Source organism: Streptomyces kanamyceticus (assembly GCF_008704495.1).
Lineage (GTDB): Bacteria > Actinomycetota > Actinomycetes > Streptomycetales > Streptomycetaceae > Streptomyces > Streptomyces kanamyceticus.
In genome coordinates this window covers 3,688,242-3,708,815 of sequence record NZ_CP023699.1, presented here as the reverse complement: position 1 = coordinate 3,708,815, position 20,574 = coordinate 3,688,242, and the positions used below count along the sequence as shown (strand labels likewise).

Annotated in this window: 17 protein-coding genes; 11 read left to right on the top strand and 6 right to left on the bottom strand. The window is 69.7% G+C overall.

Annotation, left to right across the window (positions count from 1 at the left end):
* The first annotated feature begins 116 nt into the window (after positions 1-116).
* Positions 117-797 (top strand): SMI1/KNR4 family protein, encoded by a 681-nt coding sequence (locus CP970_RS15035; protein WP_150493394.1) that lies wholly within the window; start codon positions 117-119, stop codon positions 795-797.
* A gap of 15 nt (positions 798-812) precedes the next feature.
* Here the strand turns inward: CP970_RS15035 and CP970_RS15030 are convergent, their stop codons facing one another.
* The 6 genes from CP970_RS15030 to CP970_RS15005 form a co-directional block, all read right to left on the bottom strand.
* Entirely contained in the window at positions 813-1,736 is a 924-nt protein-coding gene (locus CP970_RS15030; protein ID WP_055557090.1) for a hypothetical protein, read from the bottom strand.
* A gap of 60 nt (positions 1,737-1,796) precedes the next feature.
* Positions 1,797-2,999, bottom strand: a complete 1,203-nt coding sequence (locus tag CP970_RS15025) for an alpha/beta hydrolase family protein (RefSeq protein WP_063806304.1) — start codon at positions 2,997-2,999, stop codon at positions 1,797-1,799.
* A gap of 169 nt (positions 3,000-3,168) precedes the next feature.
* Positions 3,169-3,939, bottom strand: coding sequence for a succinate dehydrogenase/fumarate reductase iron-sulfur subunit (locus CP970_RS15020; protein WP_055550171.1), 771 nt, complete (start codon positions 3,937-3,939; stop codon positions 3,169-3,171).
* On the bottom strand, positions 3,936-5,906 hold the full coding sequence (locus CP970_RS15015) for a fumarate reductase/succinate dehydrogenase flavoprotein subunit (RefSeq protein ID WP_055550169.1): 1,971 nt from the start codon (positions 5,904-5,906) through the stop codon (positions 3,936-3,938). Before CP970_RS15015 ends, CP970_RS15020 begins: the two co-directional genes overlap by 4 nt.
* Positions 5,906-6,742, bottom strand: a complete 837-nt coding sequence (locus CP970_RS15010; RefSeq protein WP_055550167.1) for a hypothetical protein — start codon at positions 6,740-6,742, stop codon at positions 5,906-5,908. The genes CP970_RS15015 and CP970_RS15010 overlap by 1 nt, the downstream gene beginning before the upstream one ends.
* An 80-nt stretch (positions 6,743-6,822) precedes the next feature.
* Positions 6,823-7,125 (bottom strand): hypothetical protein, encoded by a 303-nt coding sequence (locus tag CP970_RS15005; protein ID WP_055552149.1) that lies wholly within the window; start codon positions 7,123-7,125, stop codon positions 6,823-6,825.
* Positions 7,126-7,522: 397 nt separating this feature from the next.
* Between CP970_RS15005 and CP970_RS15000 the strand changes: the two genes are divergently transcribed.
* The 10 genes from CP970_RS15000 (at position 7,523) to CP970_RS14955 (ending at position 20,521) form a co-directional block, all read left to right on the top strand.
* Positions 7,523-9,844 carry an ABC transporter family substrate-binding protein gene (locus CP970_RS15000; protein ID WP_055552147.1) on the top strand — a complete coding sequence of 774 codons (2,322 nt, stop codon included), beginning with the start codon at positions 7,523-7,525 and terminating at the stop codon, positions 9,842-9,844.
* 382 nt (positions 9,845-10,226) lie between these two features.
* Positions 10,227-12,101, top strand: a complete 1,875-nt coding sequence (gene typA, locus CP970_RS14995) for a translational GTPase TypA (RefSeq protein WP_055552145.1) — start codon at positions 10,227-10,229, stop codon at positions 12,099-12,101.
* Between the two features lie 570 nt (positions 12,102-12,671).
* Positions 12,672-14,297 (top strand): peptide ABC transporter substrate-binding protein, encoded by a 1,626-nt coding sequence (locus CP970_RS14990; protein WP_055552143.1) that lies wholly within the window; start codon positions 12,672-12,674, stop codon positions 14,295-14,297.
* A 90-nt stretch (positions 14,298-14,387) separates the two neighbouring features.
* Positions 14,388-15,317 (top strand): ABC transporter permease, encoded by a 930-nt coding sequence (locus tag CP970_RS14985; protein ID WP_055552140.1) that lies wholly within the window; start codon positions 14,388-14,390, stop codon positions 15,315-15,317.
* Positions 15,310-16,266, top strand: a complete 957-nt coding sequence (locus CP970_RS14980; protein ID WP_055552138.1) for an ABC transporter permease — start codon at positions 15,310-15,312, stop codon at positions 16,264-16,266. Before CP970_RS14985 ends, CP970_RS14980 begins: the two co-directional genes overlap by 8 nt.
* 11 nt (positions 16,267-16,277) lie before the next feature.
* The gene (locus CP970_RS14975) at positions 16,278-17,339 is read left to right on the top strand and encodes an ABC transporter ATP-binding protein (protein ID WP_055552136.1); all 1,062 of its coding nucleotides are present in this window, start codon (positions 16,278-16,280) and stop codon (positions 17,337-17,339) included.
* Positions 17,332-18,486: an ABC transporter ATP-binding protein gene (locus tag CP970_RS14970; protein WP_055552134.1), complete on the top strand. Its 1,155-nt coding sequence runs from the start codon at positions 17,332-17,334 to the stop codon at positions 18,484-18,486. The genes CP970_RS14975 and CP970_RS14970 overlap by 8 nt, the downstream gene beginning before the upstream one ends.
* Positions 18,487-18,638: 152 nt before the next feature.
* Positions 18,639-19,211 (top strand): GNAT family N-acetyltransferase, encoded by a 573-nt coding sequence (locus CP970_RS14965; RefSeq protein WP_150494792.1) that lies wholly within the window; start codon positions 18,639-18,641, stop codon positions 19,209-19,211.
* Between the two features lie 79 nt (positions 19,212-19,290).
* Positions 19,291-19,830, top strand: coding sequence for a SigE family RNA polymerase sigma factor (locus CP970_RS14960; protein ID WP_150493392.1), 540 nt, complete (start codon positions 19,291-19,293; stop codon positions 19,828-19,830).
* Positions 19,823-20,521, top strand: a complete 699-nt coding sequence (locus tag CP970_RS14955; RefSeq protein ID WP_150493390.1) for a hypothetical protein — start codon at positions 19,823-19,825, stop codon at positions 20,519-20,521. The genes CP970_RS14960 and CP970_RS14955 overlap by 8 nt, the downstream gene beginning before the upstream one ends.
* Positions 20,522-20,574: the final 53 nt, after the last annotated feature.

Genomic DNA, 20,574 nt, shown 5'->3' with positions numbered 1-20,574 from the left:
CCGGTTTTCCGTTCCGGTCGACCCGTTCTGAAAGCGCATTCACAGTAGGCGCGTACGGTGACCGTGAGCAAGGCCGGGTCCCCTTCCGGGCGCGGCGGGAACGGGGAGGAGCGCAGGTGAGCGGGGTCTGGGCCGGGGTGCGCGAGCGGGTGCTCGCGCTGCGCGCCGCGCCGAACCGGCGGGCGGTCTTCGGTGCGTACTTCCAGGAGTACGGTCACCGTTTCGAGCTGCGCCCGGTGCTGACCGAGGAGCAGATCGGGGCCGTGGAGTGGCGGCGCGGGGTGGCCTTCCCCGCCGAGTACCGCGGTTTCCTGCTGGAGGTGGGGGCGGGCGGCGCGGGCCCGGACTACGGGCTGTTCCCGGTGGAGCCGGTCGAGGACGCGGCCCCGTACGCGTACGGAACCAACGCCTCACCCCCGCCGTTCCGCCCCGAGCGCACCGCCGAGTGGGAGGAGCACCAGTCGGCCGAGCCCCAGCGGTCCGCGTACGGCGACACGGCCGGGGAGGCGGAGAGGTTCCGAGAGGACCACGCGGCCTGGGACGCACGCGACGACGAACTCCTTGAGGGCCTGACCGACGGCGCCCTCTACGTGAGCGAACAGGGCTGCGCCTACTACACGCTGCTCGCCCTCACCGGCCCCGAACGCGGCACGATGTGGCACGACGCCCGCGCGGCCGCCGAGGGCGTGGTCCCGGTCGAGTTCGTCGGCGGCACGGCGAGGGTGACGTTCGCCCAGTGGTACGTCCACTGGCTGACGAACGCGGAGCGCCGGGCGTGGGAGCAGGCAGGGGCCTAGCTCGCCCCCCCCTCGCTACCCCTGCTTCCGGCCCCAGATCAGCAACCCCGGCAGTTCCCCCGTCTTGTCGTTGTCGCCGGGGCGCAGGCCTGACTTGGCGCTGTTCTTCCAGGTCATCGTGATGAGCGGGGTCTCGCCTTCGCCGACGGTCACCTTCGAGCCCGCGTAGCGCTCGTCGGGGGCCGTCTTCTCGCGGAGCCGGGCCGCGGTGGCCTTGGCCGCCCGCTTCGACGCCGCCCGCGCGCACAGCTTCTCCGAGGACGACTTCCCGTCCTTGCCGAGGCGCCCGCCGATCGCGAAGAGCACGGTGTCCGCGTCCTCGCGCTCGGCGTAGTACGACGCTTCGTACACGTCACCCAGGCAGTCGGCGATGTCCGCGTAAGTGTCCTTGTCCAGAAGGGACTTGGCCGGGTCGTCGAGGCCCAGTTTCACGTTCGAGCGGATGCTGACGCGGGTGGAGTCGGATGCCTCGTAGGTGGTGGGATCGCCGGACTTCTTGTAGCGGGTGCCGCCGTCGGTGTCGGTGGCCTTGTAGCCCTGCTTCTTCATGGCGCGGGCGAGGGCGTCCGTGTCGAAGTGGCCGGTGAGCAGCGAGCCGTCGCCGATCTGGACGGACGCGCGTACGTCCTTCGCGTCGAACCCCCAGTCCGCGCGGACGCTGCCGCCCGTGTAGCCGTGCTGGACGACTTCGAGGATTCCGTAACCGGCCAGGCCCCGGTAGAGCGCGGGGTCCGCGGCGACGAGTCGGCGCGTGGTCCGCACGTCCCGGTAGGTCACCGCCTGGTCGGCGGCCGACGCGGGGATCGCGTCGAGTGCCCGTTCGAGCCCTGTTCCGTCGTCGCCGCCCCCGTCTTCCCCGCCGGGGAGCGAGCAGGCCGCCGCGCTCGCGCTCAGCGCGCCGGTGAGCAGTACGGCCAGGAAGGGGCGGGGTATGCGCATGCGCGGCAGTGTGGCACAAGGGGCGCAGCGGGGCGGCGCTCCCCGTGAACCGGGGAAGGCTCACCCCGTGAACTCCACCTCCGGGTAGCGCCCCGACGGCGCGGCGAGGAGTCCGTCGTCCTTGCCCTTCAGCCACCGGTCGAAGAACGAGGCCACATGGGCCCGTTGGGCCGTGACCGCCCGGCGCGGGTCGATCGTGCCGATGTTCTTCTCGACGGTCTGCCGGTCCACCCCGGCCTGGGGCAGGAGCGCGGACAGGTCCGTGTACGCCTGGTGCTGGGAGCCCCGCAGCGTCAGGTTCCGCTTCCAGCCGGTGCTGTGGGACAGGAATGCGCGCCAGGACGGTTCGGTCGGGCGGTCGCTGCCCATCAGCAGGAACGGGCGGTCCAGACCGTGCCGCGCGACCGGCATCAGGTTGGTGCCCAGCGGTTCGGGGTTGAACTCCAGCGTGCCGTCCAGGTCGACGCCCGCCCTGACCCTGCGGTCCTCGTACATCGTCTGCGCGGCGGCGATCCCGCCCGCGGAGTGGCCGACCATGCCCACGCGCCGCCGGTCGACCACGCCGGACAGGCCGTGCGGCAGCGAACCCAGGCTGTCCAGCAGGAACGTGGAGTCGGCGACCCGCACGTCGGTGGTCTTCTTGAGGAGTTCCGGCACGGTGTGGTTCTTCTCGGCCTCCTCGAACGCCTTCATCACAGGACCGAAGTCCTTGACCGAGCCGTCGGGGAACTGGACGGCCGGGCTCTCGTAGGTGTGGTCGACGGTCACCACCACATAGCCGCGGCTGGCCATCTCCTCGACGAGCGCGGTGCCCCAGGTGCGCGGGTCACCCGCACCCGCCGCGTACACGAGCACGGGACGCCGCCCGCCCCGCGTGTCGGCGGGGGCTCCCTCGCGGGCGTGGGTGCGCGTGGCGGCGAAGTCGAGCGCGCCCTTGGGGATGCCGTGCGGCGCGGCGGCGTCCCAGCGGGCGGCGGCGCCCGGCGTCATGTAGCGCGCCCTGGCATGCCCGCCGCCGGAACCGGGCGCGGCCGGGTACCAGACGCTGACCATCAGCTCGCGGTACGGCTGCGCGGGCACCCACGGGTCGTGCCGCGAACGGTCGACGAGCCGCGCGGAGACGGTTCCGATGGCGTACGGCCCGGTGGGCGCGAGGAGTTGGGCGGCGACGGCCGCGGATCCTGCCGCCGTGGCCGCCCGCGCCGAGGCGGTCGCGGGCAGCGGCAGCAGGGCCGCCGTGAGCCCGGCCGCCGCAAGCCCCATCAACGTACGACGCGTCAAAGCCGAGGAAGCCGAAGCCGAAGCCGAGGAAGCCGAAGCCGAAGCCGTGGAAGAAGTCATGCCTCCATGCTGATCGCGCCCCACCCCCCGGACCATGGGGGCGATCACGAGAATCCCCCTGGGGGATTACCCCCAGGGGCCCGCCCGGCGGCTACTCCCCCCGCCGCCGAATCTTGTTCCCCAGCCAGACCAGCGGATCGTACTTCCGGTCAACCGCCCGTTCCTTCAAGGGAATCAGCGCATTGTCCGTGATCTTGATGCCCTCGGGGCACACCTCCGTGCAGCACTTGGTGATGTTGCAGTAGCCGAGCCCGTGCTCGTCCTGCGCGGTGCGTTTGCGGTCGAGGCCGGTGTCCGCCGCCGCGTCCAGCGGGTGCATGTCCAGCTCGGCGACCCGCATCAGGAAGCGCGGCCCGGCGAAGGCGCCCTTGTTCTCCTCGTGGTCGCGCACCACGTGGCAGGTGTCCTGGCACAGGAAGCACTCGATGCACTTGCGGAACTCCTGCGAGCGGTCCACGTCCGCCTGCTGCATGCGGTACTCGCCGGGACCGAGGTCGGCGGGCGGCACGAAGGCCGGGACCTCGCGCGCCTTGGTGTAGTTGAAGCCGACGTCCGTCACCAGGTCCCGCACCACGGGGAAGGCCCGCAGCGGCGTCACCGTGATGACCTCGTCGGGATCGAAGACCGACATGCGCGTCATGCACATGAGCCGGGGCCGCCCGTTGATCTCCGCCGAGCACGAACCGCACTTGCCCGCCTTGCAGTTCCAGCGCACCGCGAGGTCGGGCGCCTGGGTGGCCTGGAGGCGGTGGATGATGTCGAGGACGACCTCGCCCTCGTTGACCTCGATCTTGAAGTCCTCCAGGGCGCCGCCGCCGGTGTCCCCGCGCCAGACCTTGAATCGCGCGTCGTACGAACTCACTCGTACAGCTCCTCTTCGGCCAGGTACTTGACCAGCTCCTCCTTCTCGAAGAGGGCGAGCAGGTCCGGGCGGATGGGTTCGGTGGTCACGCGGACGAGATCGATCTGGCCGCGTACGGGATCGGTGGCCGCCAACCCGCCGCTGGGATCGGCGAGTTGGCAGAGCAGATTGACCCGGCGCCACTCGCGGCTCATCGCGGGATGGTCCTCGCGGGTGTGGCCGCCGCGGCTCTCCGTGCGCTCCAGGGCGGCCCGCGCCACGCACTCGCTGACGAGCAGCATGTTGCGCAGGTCGAGCGCGAGGTGCCAGCCGGGGTTGAACTGCCGGTGGCCCTCGACCCCGGCCCGCCGGGCGCGCACCCGCAGGTCGGCGAGTTTCTCCAGGGCCTGCGCCATCTCGCCCTCGCGGCGGATGATGCCGACCAGGTCGTTCATGGTCTTCTGGAGTTCCTGGTGGAGGGTGTACGGATTCTCCGGCGTCGCCCCGTCCTCGGGGCCCTCGGCGCTGAAGGGCCGCAGTGCCTCGGCCGCCGCGGTGTCCACCTGCACCTCGTCCACGGCGGGCCTGGCCGTCAGGCCCGCGGCGTACCTGGCCGCGTGCAGTCCCGCGCGCCGTCCGAAGACGAGCAGGTCGGAGAGCGAGTTGCCGCCGAGCCGGTTGGAGCCGTGCATGCCGCCCGCGACCTCACCCGCGGCGTAGAGCCCGGCGACGCGGCGCGCGGCCGCGGTGTCGGAGTCGACCGCGATGCCGCCCATCACGTAGTGGCAGGTCGGCCCGACCTCCATCGCCTCCGCGGTGATGTCGACGTCGGCGAGCTCCTTGAACTGGTGGTACATGGACGGCAGTCGGCGCTTGATGACCTCGGCGGGCATGCGCGTGGAGACGTCCAGGAAGACGCCGCCGTGCGGTGAGCCGCGGCCCGCCTTCACCTCGGAGTTGATGGCGCGCGCGACCTCGTCGCGGGGCAGCAGCTCGGGCGGCCTGCGGTTGTGGTCCGGGTCGTCGTACCAGCGGTCGCCCTCCTCCTCCGACTGCGCGTACTTCTCCTTGAAGACGTCGGGCACGTAGTCGAACATGAACCGCTTGCCCTCGGAGTTCCTGAGGACGCCGCCGTCGCCGCGCACGGACTCGGTGACGAGGATGCCCTTCACCGACGGCGGCCAGACCATGCCGGTCGGATGGAACTGCACGAACTCCATGTTCAGGAGCGGCGCCCCGGCGAGCAGCGCGAGCGCGTGCCCGTCACCGGTGTACTCCCACGAATTCGACGTCACCTTGAAGGACTTGCCGATGCCGCCGGTCGCCAGGACCACGCTCGGTGCCTCCAGGACGAAGAAGCGCCCGGACTCGCGGTCGTAGCAGAAGGTCCCGCAGACCCGCCCGCCACCGCCACCGCCGCCACCGACGCCGTCACCGTCGCCGGTCTCCTCCTTCAGTACGCGCGTGACCGTGCACTCCTGAAAGACCTTCAGGCGCGCTTCGTAGTCCCCGAATTCGCGGTAGTCCTCCTGCTGGAGGGCGACGATCTTCTGCTGGAGGGTGCGGATGAGTTCGAGGCCCGTGCGGTCGCCGACGTGGGCGAGGCGCGGGTACTCGTGGCCGCCGAAGTTGCGCTGGGAGATCCGGCCGTCAGGCGTGCGGTCGAAGAGCGCGCCCCAGGTCTCCAGCTCCCAGACGCGGTCGGGCGCCTCGCGCGCGTGCAGCTCGGCCATCCGCCACTGGTTGAGGAACTTGCCGCCGCGCAGGGTGTCCCGGAAGTGGACCTGCCAGTTGTCGCCGGAGTTCACGTTGCCCATGGAGGCCGCGATGCCGCCCTCGGCCATCACCGTATGGGCCTTGCCGAACAGGGACTTGCAGATCACGGCCGTACGCGCGCCCTGTTCGCGGGCCTCGATCGCGGCCCGCAGACCGGCGCCACCCGCGCCCACCACGACGACGTCCCACTGCTGCCGTTCCACTGGAGACATCAGAACAACCTCGGATCGTCGAAGGCGCCGGACGCGAGCAGGTACACATAGAAGTCGGCGAGCGCCACGCTGATCAACGACGCCCAGGCGAGCAGCATGTGACGGGCATTCAACTTCCCGACCCACTGCCACATGCGGTAGCGGACCGGATGCTTGGAGAAGTGCTTGAGCTTGCCGCCGACGATGTGCCGGCAGGAGTGGCAGGAGAGCGTGTACGCCCAGATCAGCGAGATGTTGACGACGAAGATCAGGGTGCCGAGGCCCATGTGGCCCCATGCGTAGTGCTCGTCGCGGAAGGCGAGCACGGTGTCGTACGTGAGGATGCCCGCGACCGGGACCGCCGCGTAGAAGAAGTACCGGTGGATGTTCTGGACGATCAGCGGGAAGCGGGTCTCGCCCGAGTACTTCTTGTGCGGCTCGGCGACCGCGCAGGCCGGTGGCGAGGCCCAGAAGCCGCGGTAGTACGCCTTGCGGTAGTAGTAGCAGGTCAGCCGGAAGCCGAGCGGGAAGATCAGGATGAGCAGCGCGGGGGACAGGCCCCACCAGCTGCCGAAGATCTCCCAGTTGGGGCCCGAGCGCATCGGCTCGCAGTTGTCGGCCAGACAGGGTGAGTAGAACGGCGACACGTAGGGCGCGTGGTAATAGTCCGCGTTCGCGAACGCCCGCCACGTCGAGTAGACGACGAAGGCGAACAGCCCGGCGGCTGTCACCGCGGGCGCCAGCCACCAGCGGTCGGTCCGCAGATGGGCAGCGCCGATCGCGGCGCGCGTGCCGTCGCGCACGCCGCCTGCCGGGGTCCTGCCGCTTTTCGGTTGAGGTTCCGTGCCGGTGGCCAACGAGGCTCCACTCCTTCTTCCGCGGTTGGGGGAGGGGCTCTGAGGGGCGTGGCTCAGGGCGGGGCGGGGGGTGCGGTCCGTCAGGGCGCGCGGCGGTCGCGGGCGCCCAGGCCCTCGTCGTCGGAGTCCGTCCACAGAGAGCTGTCGTACGGCGTGTCGGGGATCGTCACCAGGTCCGGCCTGCGTGGCGTCCCGCCGGGCGCGGGGGCGGCAGCGCGCAGCAGGGCGACGCTTTCGCGCAGGTGGTCGGTGTCCGTACGCACCCGGCGTACGTCGACGCTGTCCGCCAGCTCGTCACCGGCCTGCTGCTCCAGCTTGCCGACGGTGCGGACCAAGTCGTCGACGCAGCGCTGAACGGCTGTCAATTCATCGTGCAGAGCCATGACTTGCCCTCACTGTCAGGTGTGCGGTGGCAACGCTCATGCGCCTGCGAGTGTCGCGCTTCACATCCCGGCTTGTGAAGAGATCTGCACCGATTGCCGGATCGACGGCCGTGAATGCGCCGGATCACGCGCCGGTCGCGTCGGCCGGGACCGAAAGTGTCCGCCGGTGACCGGATCGGGTGGCCGGGCCAGGCGGCCGGACCGGGTGGCCGGACTATTGGGCCGCACGAGTGGGATCTGCGCGCCCCCACGTCGTGCCTCCGCCGCGTGACCGATCCCGTCCCCTTCAGTGGGGCGATAGATGTGATCAGCTCCATATACCCCCAAACGTGATCGAACCCGGCCCGGACCTGGCAGCGGGCGGCCGGGCGAGCCCCGGACCCCGGAGGTACCAGCCATGTCCCACGACCGCGTCAGAGTCAGATCTGTCGTGTTTCTCGCGACGGGGGTACTGGCTCTGCCCGCCCTCGCCGGATGCAGCTCGAACGACGAGGCAGGACGGCCGACCGCGGGCCAGGACGTCGCACCCGCGGCCCGGGACCTGGTCGCCGACGGGGGCACCGTGAAGTGGGCGGTCGACGCACTGCCCGAAACCCTCAACTCCTTCCAGGCCGACGCCGATCCGGGCACCTCGCGGGTCGCGGGCGCGGTCCTGCCCTCGCTGTTCAGGATCGACGCGCAGGGCAGGGCGCAGGCCAACCCCGACTTCCTGGAGTCGGCCGAGGTCGTGGAGCGCGAGCCCCGGCAGGTCGTCCTGTACAAGCTCAACCAGCAGGCCGTCTGGAGCGACGGCCGCGAGATCGGCGCCGACGACTTCGCCGCGCAGTGGCGGGCCCTCTCGGGCAAGGACACCGCGTACTGGACGGCACGCAACGCGGGCTACGACCGCATCGAGAAGATCGAGCGCGGCGCGAACAACCTGGAGGTGCGGGTCACCTTCGCCAAGCCGTACGCCGACTGGCGCTCGCTGTTCTCGCCGCTGTACCCCAAGCAGGTCATGGGCACCCCCGACGGCTTCAACGACGGCGCGCGCCGCAAGCTCAAGGTGACCGCGGGACCCTTCACGCTCTCCGACGTCGACCGCAAGGCGGGCGACGTGACGCTGGCGCGCAACCCGCGCTGGTGGGGCAGGCCCGCCAAGCTGGACAAGCTCGTGCTGCGCGCGGTGCCGCGCGACGAGCGGGCCAAGGCGCTCGCCGACGGTGACGTCGACCTGGCCGAGATCGACCCGGCGGAGGCGGACCGCATCTCGCTGGCCGCCCGCGACAAGGCCGCCCAGGGTCCGCTGGCGCACGGCCCGGGATCGACGATCACCCCCGGCAAGGCGCTGCGCTCCTGGGCGATCGCGCACGGCTCCGACGAGGAGGCCGCGGAGACGGAGGCGGCGGCGCGCTCCAAGACGCGCAAGGCCGTCAAGAAGTACGCGAAGGAGCAGACGGGCCTGCGCGGCTACGTGGTCCGCAAGTCCCTGGAGCCCGCCTACACCCAGCTGGCACTCAACGGCTCCGAGGGCCCGCTCGCGGACGACCGGGTGCGCCGCGCGGTGGCCCGCGCCCTGGACAGGGAGCAGCTCGCCGCGACCGTGCTCAAGCCGCTCGGCCTGCCCGCGGAGCCGGTCGGCAGCCACCTCGCGCTCGCCGGACAGCAGGCGTACGCCGACAACAGCGGGGCCCTCGGCGAGCAGGACACCACCGAGGCCAGGGCGCTGCTCGCGGACGCGGGCTGGATGCCGGGCGCCCCGCTCAAGGACAAGAAGGCGAAGACCGCGGGCAGCGAGGCGGAGAAGAAGAAGTCGCGCGAGTCCGACGAGGGCTCGGAGGGATCCGAGGGCTCCGGGGGCGACGGGACGTACATCGTCGGCGAGGACGACGGGAAGCCCGGCGACAACGGCACCACCGTGCTCGCCCCGGCCCCCGCGGCCGCCTACCAGCGGGCCGCGCTGAACCGGCAGGCCGATGTGCTCGGCCTGCCCGGCGAGGCCGAGAAGGAGCAGAAGAAGAAGGACCCGGGCGGCCAGGCCAAGCAGCAGGCGGAGAAGCAGTCCGCTGCCCAGGCCAAGTCCCACCCGGGCGCCAAGGACCAGGCCAAGGGCGGCGCCCCCGGTGCCTACGCGCCCAGGGGCACCGCGGCCCCGGCGGCGGTCGGCGGCCCGCTGGCCAAGGACGGCAAGTCCCTCACGCTGCGCTTCGTGCTCCCGTCGGGGGAGGGTTCGGAGCCGCTGCGCGCGGTGGCCGACCGGATCACGCGGATGCTGGAGCGGATCGGGGTGCGCACCGAGGTCTCCAAGGTCGCCGACGAGAGCTACTTCAAGGACCACATCGCGTCCGGCCAGTACGACCTGGCGCTCTACTCCTGGCCCGCGTCGGCCTTCCCCGCCACCGACGCCCGGCCGATCTTCGCCAAGCCGATCCCGGCCGCGGACGGCTCGCTGAACGTCGAGCAGAACTACACGCGCGTCGGCACCGACCACATCGACCAGCTCTTCGACCAGGCGGCGGGGGAGCTCGACGAGGAGACGGCCCGTTCCCTGGTCAGGAAGGCCGACGCCCGGATCTGGGCGGAGGCGGGCTCCATCCCCCTCTACCAGCGCCCCCAGCTGATGGCGGCCAAGGCCAATCTGGCGAACGCGGGAGCCTTCGGGTTCCAGTCCCCGGAATTCGAGGACATCGGCTTCCTGAAGCCGGGCGCCAAGCCGTCGACGGAGCCGTCGGAGAAGTGACGTACACCGCTCGCGGGAAAACGACGTACACCGCTCACGGAAAAGTGGCGTACACAGCCGTCGGAAAGTGACGTGAACAGCCGTCGGAAAAGTGGCGTACACCGACTCTTCACGCGTCTGACGCTCAGATTCCGCTCAACTCCCTTGCCCGCCGGACACCCCGGCGGGCAAGGTCGTCCCTACCCATTGACCTGCGCATTTCCCCTTCACCCCAGCCGCCTCCCGAGCCCCGTCGGGGGCGGCGCCCTGACCCCCGCGGAGGCCGCCTCCGCGCGGGCCACGTAGACTGGGGTAAGGCCGTGGCGTGTTGTCTGCCCGGCAGGGCACGCGTACCGGACCGTACGCGCCGCCGTCCACTCTTCCCGGGAGAAGCGCAGCTCGTATGCCCACGCGCCATGACATTCGTAACGTCGCCATCGTCGCCCACGTCGACCACGGCAAGACGACCATCGTCGATGCCATGCTCAAGCAGGCCGGTGCCTTCGCCGCGCATGCTGCGGAGTCGCTCGACGACCGCATGATGGACTCGAACGACCTGGAGCGTGAGAAGGGCATCACGATCCTGGCCAAGAACACGGCCGTCAAGTACCACCCCAAGGATGGCGGCGACGTCATCACGATCAACATCATCGACACCCCCGGCCACGCCGACTTCGGTGGCGAGGTCGAGCGCGGTCTGTCGATGGTGGACGCGGTCGTCCTCCTCGTCGACGCCTCCGAGGGTCCGCTGCCGCAGACCCGCTTCGTGCTCCGCAAGGCCCTCCAGGCCCGGATGCCGGTCATCCTGTGCATCAACAAGACGGACCGCCCGGACTCCCGGATCGACGAGGTCGTCAACGAGACGTACGACCTCTTCCTCGACCTGGACGCCGACGAGGACCAGATCGAGTTCCCGATCGTCTACGCCTGCGGCCGTGACGGCATCGCCTCGCTGACCAAGCCGGAGGACGGCACCGTCCCCGCGGACAGCGACAGCCTGGAGCCGTTCTTCAGCACGATCCTCCAGCACGTCCCCGCCCCGGAGTACGACGAAGAGGCGCCGCTGCAGGCCCACGTCACCAACCTGGACGCGGACAACTTCCTCGGCCGCATCGCGCTCTGCCGCGTCGAGCAGGGCGAGCTGCGCAAGGGCCAGACGGTCACGTGGATCAAGCGCGACGGCTCGCAGTCGAACGTCCGCATCACCGAGCTGATGATGACCGAGGCGCTCACCCGCAAGCCCGCCGAGAAGGCGGGCCCCGGCGACATCTGCGCGATCGCCGGCATCCCGGAGATCATGATCGGTGAGACCCTCGCCGACCCCGAGAACCCGATCGCGCTCCCGCTGATCACGGTCGACGAGCCCGCGATCTCCATGACCATCGGTACGAACACCTCGCCGCTGGTCGGCAAGGGCGGCAAGGGCCACAAGGTCACCGCCCGCCAGGTGAAGGACCGCCTGGACAAGGAGCTGATCGGTAACGTCTCGCTCCGCGTCCTGGACACCGAGCGCCCCGACGCCTGGGAGGTCCAGGGCCGTGGTGAGCTCGCGCTCGCCATCCTGGTCGAGCAGATGCGCCGCGAGGGCTTCGAGCTGACCGTCGGCAAGCCCGAGGTCGTCACCAAGCAGGTCGACGGCAAGACGCACGAGCCGATCGAGCGCATGACGATCGACTCGCCCGAGGAGCACCTCGGCGCCATCACGCAGCTGATGGCGACCCGCAAGGGCCGCATGGAGACCATGACGAACCACGGTTCGGGCTGGATCCGCATGGAGTGGATCGTCCCGTCCCGCGGCCTCATCGGCTTCCGTACGGAGTTCCTGACGCAGACCCGCGGCACCGGCATCGCGCACTCGATCTTCGAGGGCCACGAGCCGTGGTTCGGCGAGCTGCGCACCCGTCACAACGGCTCGCTGGTCGCCGACCGCTCGGGTTCGGTCACGCCGTTCGCGATGGTCAACCTCCAGGAGCGCGGTGTCATCTTCACCGAGGCCGGCACCGAGGTGTACGAGGGCATGATCGTCGGTGAGAACTCGCGCGCCGACGACATGGACGTGAACATCACCAAGGAGAAGAAGCTCACCAACATGCGTGCGGCTTCCGCGGACACGACGGAGAACGTCGTGCCCGCCCGCAAGCTCTCGCTCGAGCAGTCCCTGGAGTTCTGCCGCGACGACGAGTGCATCGAGGTGACCCCGGAGACCGTGCGCATCCGCAAGGTCGTCCTGGACCAGAAGCAGCGCGGCCGCACGGCGTCGCGCGCCAAGCACAGCTGACGCGGGCCCCTCCGGGGGCACGGGGCCCTCTGAGGGCTCTGCACAACTGAGGCTGGCGCACAGCCAGTTCGGGCATGAGAGGCCGGTTTCCGACGCTCCCACGGGGGTGCCGGAAACCGGCCTTCCGCGTGTCCGGGGGCGGTACGGTGTCGCTTCCCGCCGCTTCCCACTGCCCGCCCGGTCACACCTCGGCGAACTCCCGGCCTCGATGGTGTCGCGAAGTGTCTCTCGGCAACCGGATTTCGGGCACGGAGTGTCCGCTATTCGGACGTCACTGACCGTTAGATGTGTAACACGTCCGTTTCGCAACCATCTATCTCGGATCGGTTTGTCCGGATTTTGGAAGTTGTACGTGCCAGGTGTGATTGAACCGAGACCAAAAGGGTGTGGTCGGGCGGTACCTCATGGCTAATAGTTGACCGCGTATAGCTCGGGTCAATGGGTCACGCGCTGTGGGGAGCGCCGACTCACGAGCACACTGGGGTACACGATCTTCGCCGTCAGGGGTGTCGGCGGGATTTCACGTACCCCCTCTTGTAGTGAACAAGTGGACTCATGAGGAGGAACCCCATGCGTGGTGCCAAGAGCGCCAAGTGGGTCGCGATAGCCGGTGTTGTGGCGCTGACTGCCACCGCTTGTGGCGGCAGCGACAGCGGCGACAACAGCAATCGCAAGGTCGACCCCAAGGGGATCGTCAGCTACGCCAACGGTGAGCCGCAGAACGCTCTGCAGCCGTCCAACACCATGGAGGCGTACGGCAGCGTCGTCATCGACTCGCTCTTCACGGGTCTGGTCCACTACGACAAGAAGGGCGACATCACCTACGAGAACGCCGAGTCGGTCACCCCCGACAAGGACTCGAAGGTGTGGACCGTCAAGCTGAAGCCCGGCTGGAAGTTCCACAACGGCGAGGCGGTCACCGCCAAGTCCTACGTGGACGCCTGGAACTGGGCCGCCGACCCGGCCAACGGTCAGCAGAACAGCGCGTGGTACCGCGACATCCAGGGTTACGACGCGGTGCACCCGGCGAAGGGCAAGGCCGAGAAGAAGGCCATGTCCGGTCTGAAGGTCGTCGACGAGAACACCTTCACCATCTCGCTGAAGAGCGGCATCCCGTACTACGCGTACAAGCTGGTCTACGCCCCCTTCTACCCGCTGCCCTCGGCCGCGCTGAAGGACCCGAAGAAGTACGGCGAGGCCCCGGTCGGCAACGGCCCGTACAAGTTCCAGAAGTGGGACCACAAGAAGCTGATCTCGGTGCGCGCCTGGGACGGCTACAAGGGCGCCAACAAGCCGAAGAACGCGGGCGTCGACTTCAAGGCCTACAACAAGGACACGGCGGCCTACGCCGACCTGAAGTCGGACAACGTCGACTCGATGCCGATCGTCCCGAACAGCGAGATCGCCAACTTCAAGCAGGACTTCGGCGACCGCGCGATCGACATGGACTTCTCGGCGCTCAACACGGTCAACTTCGCCTTCTACACCAAGCAGTGGAAGGACATCGACCCCAAGGTCCTCCAGGGCCTGTCGATGGCGATCGACCGCGACACCATCGCCAAGACGGTGTTCCACGGCACGCGTGAGTCCGCGACCGGCTGGGTCGCCAAGGGCGTCAAGGGCTACCAGGACGACGCCTGTGGCGAGTACTGCAAGTTCGACGCCAAGAAGGCCAAGCAGTCTATCAAGGACGGCGGCGGCGTTCCCGGCAACAAGATCTCCATCCAGTACAACGCCGACCAGCCGCACAAGGACTGGGTCGTCGCGGTCTGCAACTCGATCACCAACGCGACCGGCGTCAAGTGCGTCGGCGACCCGGTGACCGACTTCGCGGCGGACACGGAGATCCGTGACCAGAAGAAGGTCAAGTCGATGTACCGCTCCGGCTGGGTGCTCGACTACCCGTTCAACGGCAACTTCCTCGCCGACCTCTACGGCACCGGCGTCGACGGCAACAAGGGCGGCTTCTCGGACAAGAAGTTCGACGAGCTGACCAAGAAGGCCGACGCGGCGAAGACCATCGACGACTCGGCGAAGCTGTACCAGCAGGCCGAGAAGGAGCTGGTCAACACCTTCCCGGGCATCCCGCTCTGGTACAACAAGACGCTCTCCGCGTACTCGAAGAACGTGAAGAAGGTCGAGTTCGACCAGGCCGGCGACCCGATCCTCACTGAGGTCGAGGTCTTCGAGAAGTAGCAGTCGTCGGAGTTCCGCTTCCGCGAGGTGACGCCCGGCGATCCCGGGCGTCACCTCGCGGGCGGCTCCGCAATGGACGGAGGCACCACCATGGGGCGCTACGTCGCGAGGCGACTGCTCCAGATGATCCCGGTCTTCATCGGGACAACCCTGCTGATCTTCCTGATGGTCAACGTGCTCCCCGGCGACCCGGTGGCGGCACTGTGGGGAGACAAGCCGCCGGACCCTGCGCAGGTGGCGCAGATCAAGCACGACCGTGGGCTTGATCTGCCGCTGTGGCAGCAGTATTTCCACTACATGGGTGGGCTGTTGCAGGGCGACTTCGGTCACACCATCGCGGGCAACAGGCCCATCCTCGACGAGATCAAGCAGGCCTTCCCGGTCTCGCTCAGACTCGCCGTCATGGCCTGGACGTTCGAGCTCGTCGTCGGCATCACCCTGGGCGTGCTCGCCGGCATCCGGCGCGGCCGCGTCCTCGACAACGCGGTGACGCTCTTCACGCTTCTCGTGATCTCCGTCCCGATCTTCGTGTTCGGTCTGTTCTTCCAGCTGATCTTCGGCAATCAGCTCGGCTGGGTGACCCCGACGGTGCAGGACTCCGAGAACATCGGGGAACTGCTGCTGCCCGCGCTCGTGCTCGGTCTGGTCGGCCTCGCCTACGTGGCGCGCCTGACCCGCACCTCGATCGCCGAGAACCGGCAGGCGGACTACATGCGCACCGCGGTCGCCAAGGGGCTGCCGCGCAAGCGGATCGTCACCCGGCACCTGCTGCGTAACTCGCTGATCCCGGTGGTCACCTACCTCGGTACGGACATCGGCGCCCTGATGGGCGGCGCGGTCATCACCGAGGGCATCTTCAACGTGACCGGCGTCGGCAACCTCCTCTACCGAGCGTTGGGCCAGCGCGAGGGAGCCGTCATCGTCGGTGTCGTCACCGTCCTGGTGCTCGTGTACCTCCTCGCCAGCCTGATCGTCGACCTGCTTTACGCGGTCCTGGACCCGAGGATCCGTTATGCCTGACATCACCAAGACCCCGGCCACGGACCAGACGGTCACGCCCGAGGGACCCCAGACCGCCGTCGTGGACGCGGGCGAGGCGCCCGGCAAGCCGCGCAGCCTGTGGGGCGACGCCTGGCAGGACCTGCGCCGCAGGCCGCTGTTCCTCATCTCCTCGGTGCTGATCCTGCTGCTGCTCCTGGTGGCCGCCTTCCCCGGCCTCTTCACGAGCGCCGACCCGAAGTACGGCGACCTGACGAACCACTTCCTGCAGAAGCCGAACCTCACGCACTTCTTCCAGGCGGACTGGTTCGGATACGACCGCCAGGGCCGCAGCGTCTACGCCCGGGTCGTCTACGGCGCGCGGAACTCGATCATGGTCGGCCTCGGCGTGACCATCCTCGTGACCGTCTTCGGCGGCCTGATCGGCATGCTCGCGGGCTACTTCGGCGGCATCTGGGACAGCCTGCTCTCCCGGATCACCGACGTGTTCTTCGGCATCCCGTTCCTGCTCGGTGCCATGGTCGTCCTGAACTCCTTCACCGTGCGCAACGTCTGGGTGATCACCGGCGCGCTCGCCTTCCTCGGCTGGACGCAGATCGCCCGCGTGATGCGCGGCGCTGTCATCACCACCAAGCACGCGGACTACGTGATGGCGGCCAAGGCGCTCGGCGCGGACACCAAGCGGATCCTGTTCCGGCACATCCTGCCGAACGCCGTCGCACCCGTGATCGTCATCTCGACCATCGCGCTGGGCACGTACATCGTCGCCGAGTCGACGCTCTCGTACCTGGGTCTCGGCTTCGGTGACGACGCGCTCTCGTGGGGCGGCGACATCTCCGACGCCCTCAGCGACATCCGGAACAACCCGCACACGTTGATCTTCCCCGCCGGGATGCTCAGCCTCACCGTGCTGGCGTTCATCATGCTCGGCGACGCTGTACGCGAAGCCCTCGACCCGAAGCTGCGCTGAGGGAGGCGTACATGACCAGCATCGATCTCAAATCCGACTCGATCCCCGCCCCCCGCTCGGGCGAGGAGAAGAGCGGCAGGCTCCTGGACGTGAAGGACCTGCACGTCGAGTTCCACACCCGGGACGGCGTGGTCAAGGCCGTCAACGGCGTCAACTACAGCGTGGACGCGGGCGAGACGCTCGCTGTCCTCGGCGAGTCGGGCTCCGGCAAGTCCGTGACGGCCCAGGCCATCATGGGCATCCTCGACATGCCGCCGGGAAAGATCCCGCAGGGCGAGATCCTCTTCCGCGGCCAGGACATGCTGAAGATGTCCAACGAGGAGCGCAGGAAGGTCCGTGGCCGCAAGATCGCGATGATCTTCCAGGACGCGCTCTCGTCCCTCAACCCCGTGCTCTCGGTGGGCTACCAGCTCGGCGAGATGTTCCAGGTGCACGAGGGGGCGAGCCGCAAGGAGGCCAAGGCCAAGGCCATCGAGCTGATGGAGAAGGTCAAGATCCCGGCCGCCAGGGAACGGGTGAACGACTACCCGCACCAGTTCTCCGGCGGTATGCGCCAGCGCATCATGATCGCGATGGCGCTCGCCCTGGAGCCTGACCTCATCATCGCCGACGAGCCCACCACGGCCCTCGACGTGACGGTCCAGGCCCAGGTCATGGATCTGCTCGCGGAGCTGCAGCGCGAGTACAACATGGGCCTGATCCTGATCACCCACGACCTCGGCGTCGTCGCCGACGTCGCGGACAAGATCGCGGTCATGTACGCGGGCCGGATCGTCGAGACGGCGCCGGTGCACGAGCTCTACAAGCGCCCGGCGCACCCGTACACGCGCGGCCTCCTGGACTCGATCCCGCGCCTGGACCAGAAGGGCCAGGAGCTCTACGCGATCAAGGGTCTGCCGCCCAACCTGCTCCACATCCCCGGCGGTTGCGCGTTCAACCCGCGCTGTCCCAAGGCGCAGGACATCTGCCGTACGGAGGTCCCGGCCCTGGCGCCGGTCACCGAGCAGGACGGCGCGGAGCTGGCCGGGCGCGGCAGCGCCTGCCACTTCTGGAAGGAGACGATCCATGGCTGAGCCGAAGAAGCTCTCGAAGGCCGACGAGCCGCAGGACGCGACGCCCAACGTCTCCGAGGTGGAGACGGTCGACGCGGCCACCGCCGAGGAGGCCGTCGCGGCCATCGAGGCCCCGGTCGAGCGCGGCGAGCCGATCCTCCAGGTCCGCAACCTGGTGAAGCACTTCCCGCTCACGCAGGGAATCCTCATCAAGAAGCAGGTCGGCGCGGTCAAGGCCGTCGACGGCATCTCGTTCGACCTGTACCAGGGCGAGACGCTGGGCATCGTGGGCGAGTCCGGCTGTGGCAAGTCCACGGTCGCCAAGCTCCTGATGACCCTGGAGCGGGCCACGGCGGGCGAGGTCTTCTACAAGGGCCAGGACATCACCAAGCTGTCCGGGCGTGCGCTGAAGGCCGTGCGACGCAACATCCAGATGGTGTTCCAGGACCCGTACACGTCGCTCAACCCCCGCATGACGGTGGGCGACATCATCGGGGAGCCCTTCGAGATCCACCCCGAGGTGGCTCCCAAGGGCTCGCGCCGCCAGAAGGTCCAGGACCTCCTGGACGTGGTGGGCCTGAACCCGGAGTACATCAACCGCTACCCGCACCAGTTCTCGGGCGGCCAGCGCCAGCGCATCGGCATCGCGCGCGGTCTGGCCCTCAACCCCGAGATCATCATCTGCGACGAGCCGGTCTCGGCCCTGGACGTCTCCGTCCAGGCCCAGGTCATCAACCTGATGGAGAAGCTCCAGGACGAGTTCAACCTCTCCTACCTCTTCATCGCGCACGACCTGTCGATCGTCCGGCACATCTCGGACCGCGTGGGCGTGATGTACCTCGGCAAGATGGCGGAGATCGGCTCGGACGAGCAGATCTACGAGCACCCGACGCACCCGTACACGCAGGCGCTCCTGTCGGCCGTCCCGGTGCCGGACCCGGAGGCGCGCGAGGGCCGCGAGCGCATCATCCTCACCGGCGACGTGCCGTCCCCCGCGAACCCGCCCTCGGGCTGCCGCTTCCGCACCCGCTGCTGGAAGGCGGAGGACAAGTGCGCGAAGGAGATCCCGCTGCTCGCGATCCCGGAGCGGTTCGCGGGGCAGGACACTCCCGCGGCGCACGAGTCGGCGTGCCACTTCGCGGAGGAGAAGGCGGTGCTGGTCGGCTAGCGCACGACCGGGCTGTACATCACGGGGAGCGCCCGGGACCGACGAGGTCCCGGGCGCTCCCCGTTTCCCCGTTTCCCCGTTTCCCCGTTTCCCCGTTTCCCCGTTTCCCCGTTTCCCCGTTTCCCCGTTTCCCCGGAACAGGAGGGACTCCGATGGCAGGGCAGGCGGAGACGGATCGAGCGGGCGGGATCGACGCGGGCGGGGGACTGGTCCTGCGCCCCTGGCGGGAGCGGGACGCCGCGGCGGTCCTCGCCGCCTTCCGTGCGCCGCTGATGGAGCGGCAGGCGGACGAGCCCGTGGACTCGGCGGGGGCGGCGGGCCGCTGGATCGCCCGCCGCGCCGCTGAGCGCGTGGCGGACTCGGCGTACGCCTTCGCCGTGGTGGACGCCGGGGACCGGCCCCTCGGCCACGTCGCGGTGGGTGCGGTGAACCGCGCGCACGCCACCGGCTGGGTGTCGTACTGGACGGTGGAGCGGGCCCGCGGCGGGGGCGTGGCGGCACGCGGCTGCGCGGCGCTCGCCCGGTGGGCCTTCAGGGACCTCGGCCTGTTCCGGCTGGAGCTGGGGCACCGCACGGACAACCCCGCGTCGTGCGGGGTGGCCCGCGCCGCCGGGTTCGCCGTGGAGGGGGTGCAGCGGCAGAAGCTCGCGTACGACGGGGTGCGGCACGACGTGGAGCTGCACGCCCGTCTCGCGTCCGATCGGGTGCAGGGAAGTCACCTGTAACAACTTCCGGCCCCCCGGCGTGTATGAGTCAGGAGCGGCGGGCGGACGTGCGCGCCGGACGAGGGATGGACGGGGGACGATGGCGACGCGGCCCGAAGAGACAGACCAGGGGTACGGCGCGGACTTCGACGCGTTCTACGCCGCCACCGCCAAACGCCTGGTCGCCACGGTCTACGCGATGACCGGCGATCTCGCGGAGGCGGAGGACGCGGTGCAGGAGGCGTACGTACGGGCGTGGCAGCGGTGGGACCGGCTCACCCGCGATGGGGATCCGCTGCCGTGGGTGCGGACGGTGGCGGCGCGGCTCGCCATCAGCACCTGGCGGCGTACGCGGAACCGGGTGCGCGCCCACTTCAGACACGGCCCGGGCGCCGACCTCCCCGAACTCTCCGCGGACCGCGTGGCGTTGGTGGAGGCCCTGCGTGAACTCCCGCCCCAGCAGCGGCAGGTGGTGGTCCTGTACCACCTCCTCGACCTGCCCGTGGAACAGGTCGCACAGGAGACCGGCGCCTCCAGCGGCGCCGTGCGCACCCGGCTGAGCCGGGCCCGCAAGGTATTGGGCGAACGCCTCGCCGACACGGCGGCGTTCCGCACGGAAGGGGCGGCCCACCATGGCTGAGATCCAGGGGCGACAGGTCCAGGTCGAGGAGCTGCTCGACGACGTCCCGCTGCGCATGCCGGAGGGCGCGGAGCTGCGGGCCAGGGGCGGTCGGCGGCGGGCCAGGCGTCGGATCGCGTTGTCCGCGGCGGCGGTCGCGGTCGTGGCGGGGGCGGTGGTGTGGGCGGCGGTGCCGGGGAGCGGTGACGGCGGCAGGGACGTGCGCCCGGCGGGGCCCTCGCGTACGTACGGGCAGGGCGACACCCCGTACAAGAACGACGGTGTGGTGCACCTGCTGCGGGCCAAGGAGCTGCCGCTGTACGGGAAGTGGCACTGGAAGGAGAGGGACCGTGGCGGTGACGTGGACCTGACCCTGGGCAAGGTCGGCATCGACGACGTCGGCTGCACACCCACCGGAGGAGGGAAGGAGCCCGACCAGACCCGCTTCGCCCGCATGTACCAGGGGGACAACAACGCGGCCGCCCGGCACCGCTACGCCGAGTTCCGCACGGCCACCGACACCGACGCGGTGCTCCGGCACCTGCGCAACGTGCTCGGCGACTGCGGCATGGAGCGGCGGGGGGCGGGGGCGGACGCGTACTACACGGGCACGGACACGGGCCCTCGGTCCCACCTGCGCGTGTACCTGGAGCACGGCCGCAAGTGGCTCTCGGTGGTGGAGACGGTGGACGACTTCGACCGGTCGTCCTGAGGGCGGGGACCCAGACGGAAGGCCCGTGCCGCCCCGGGGCGGCACGGGCCTTC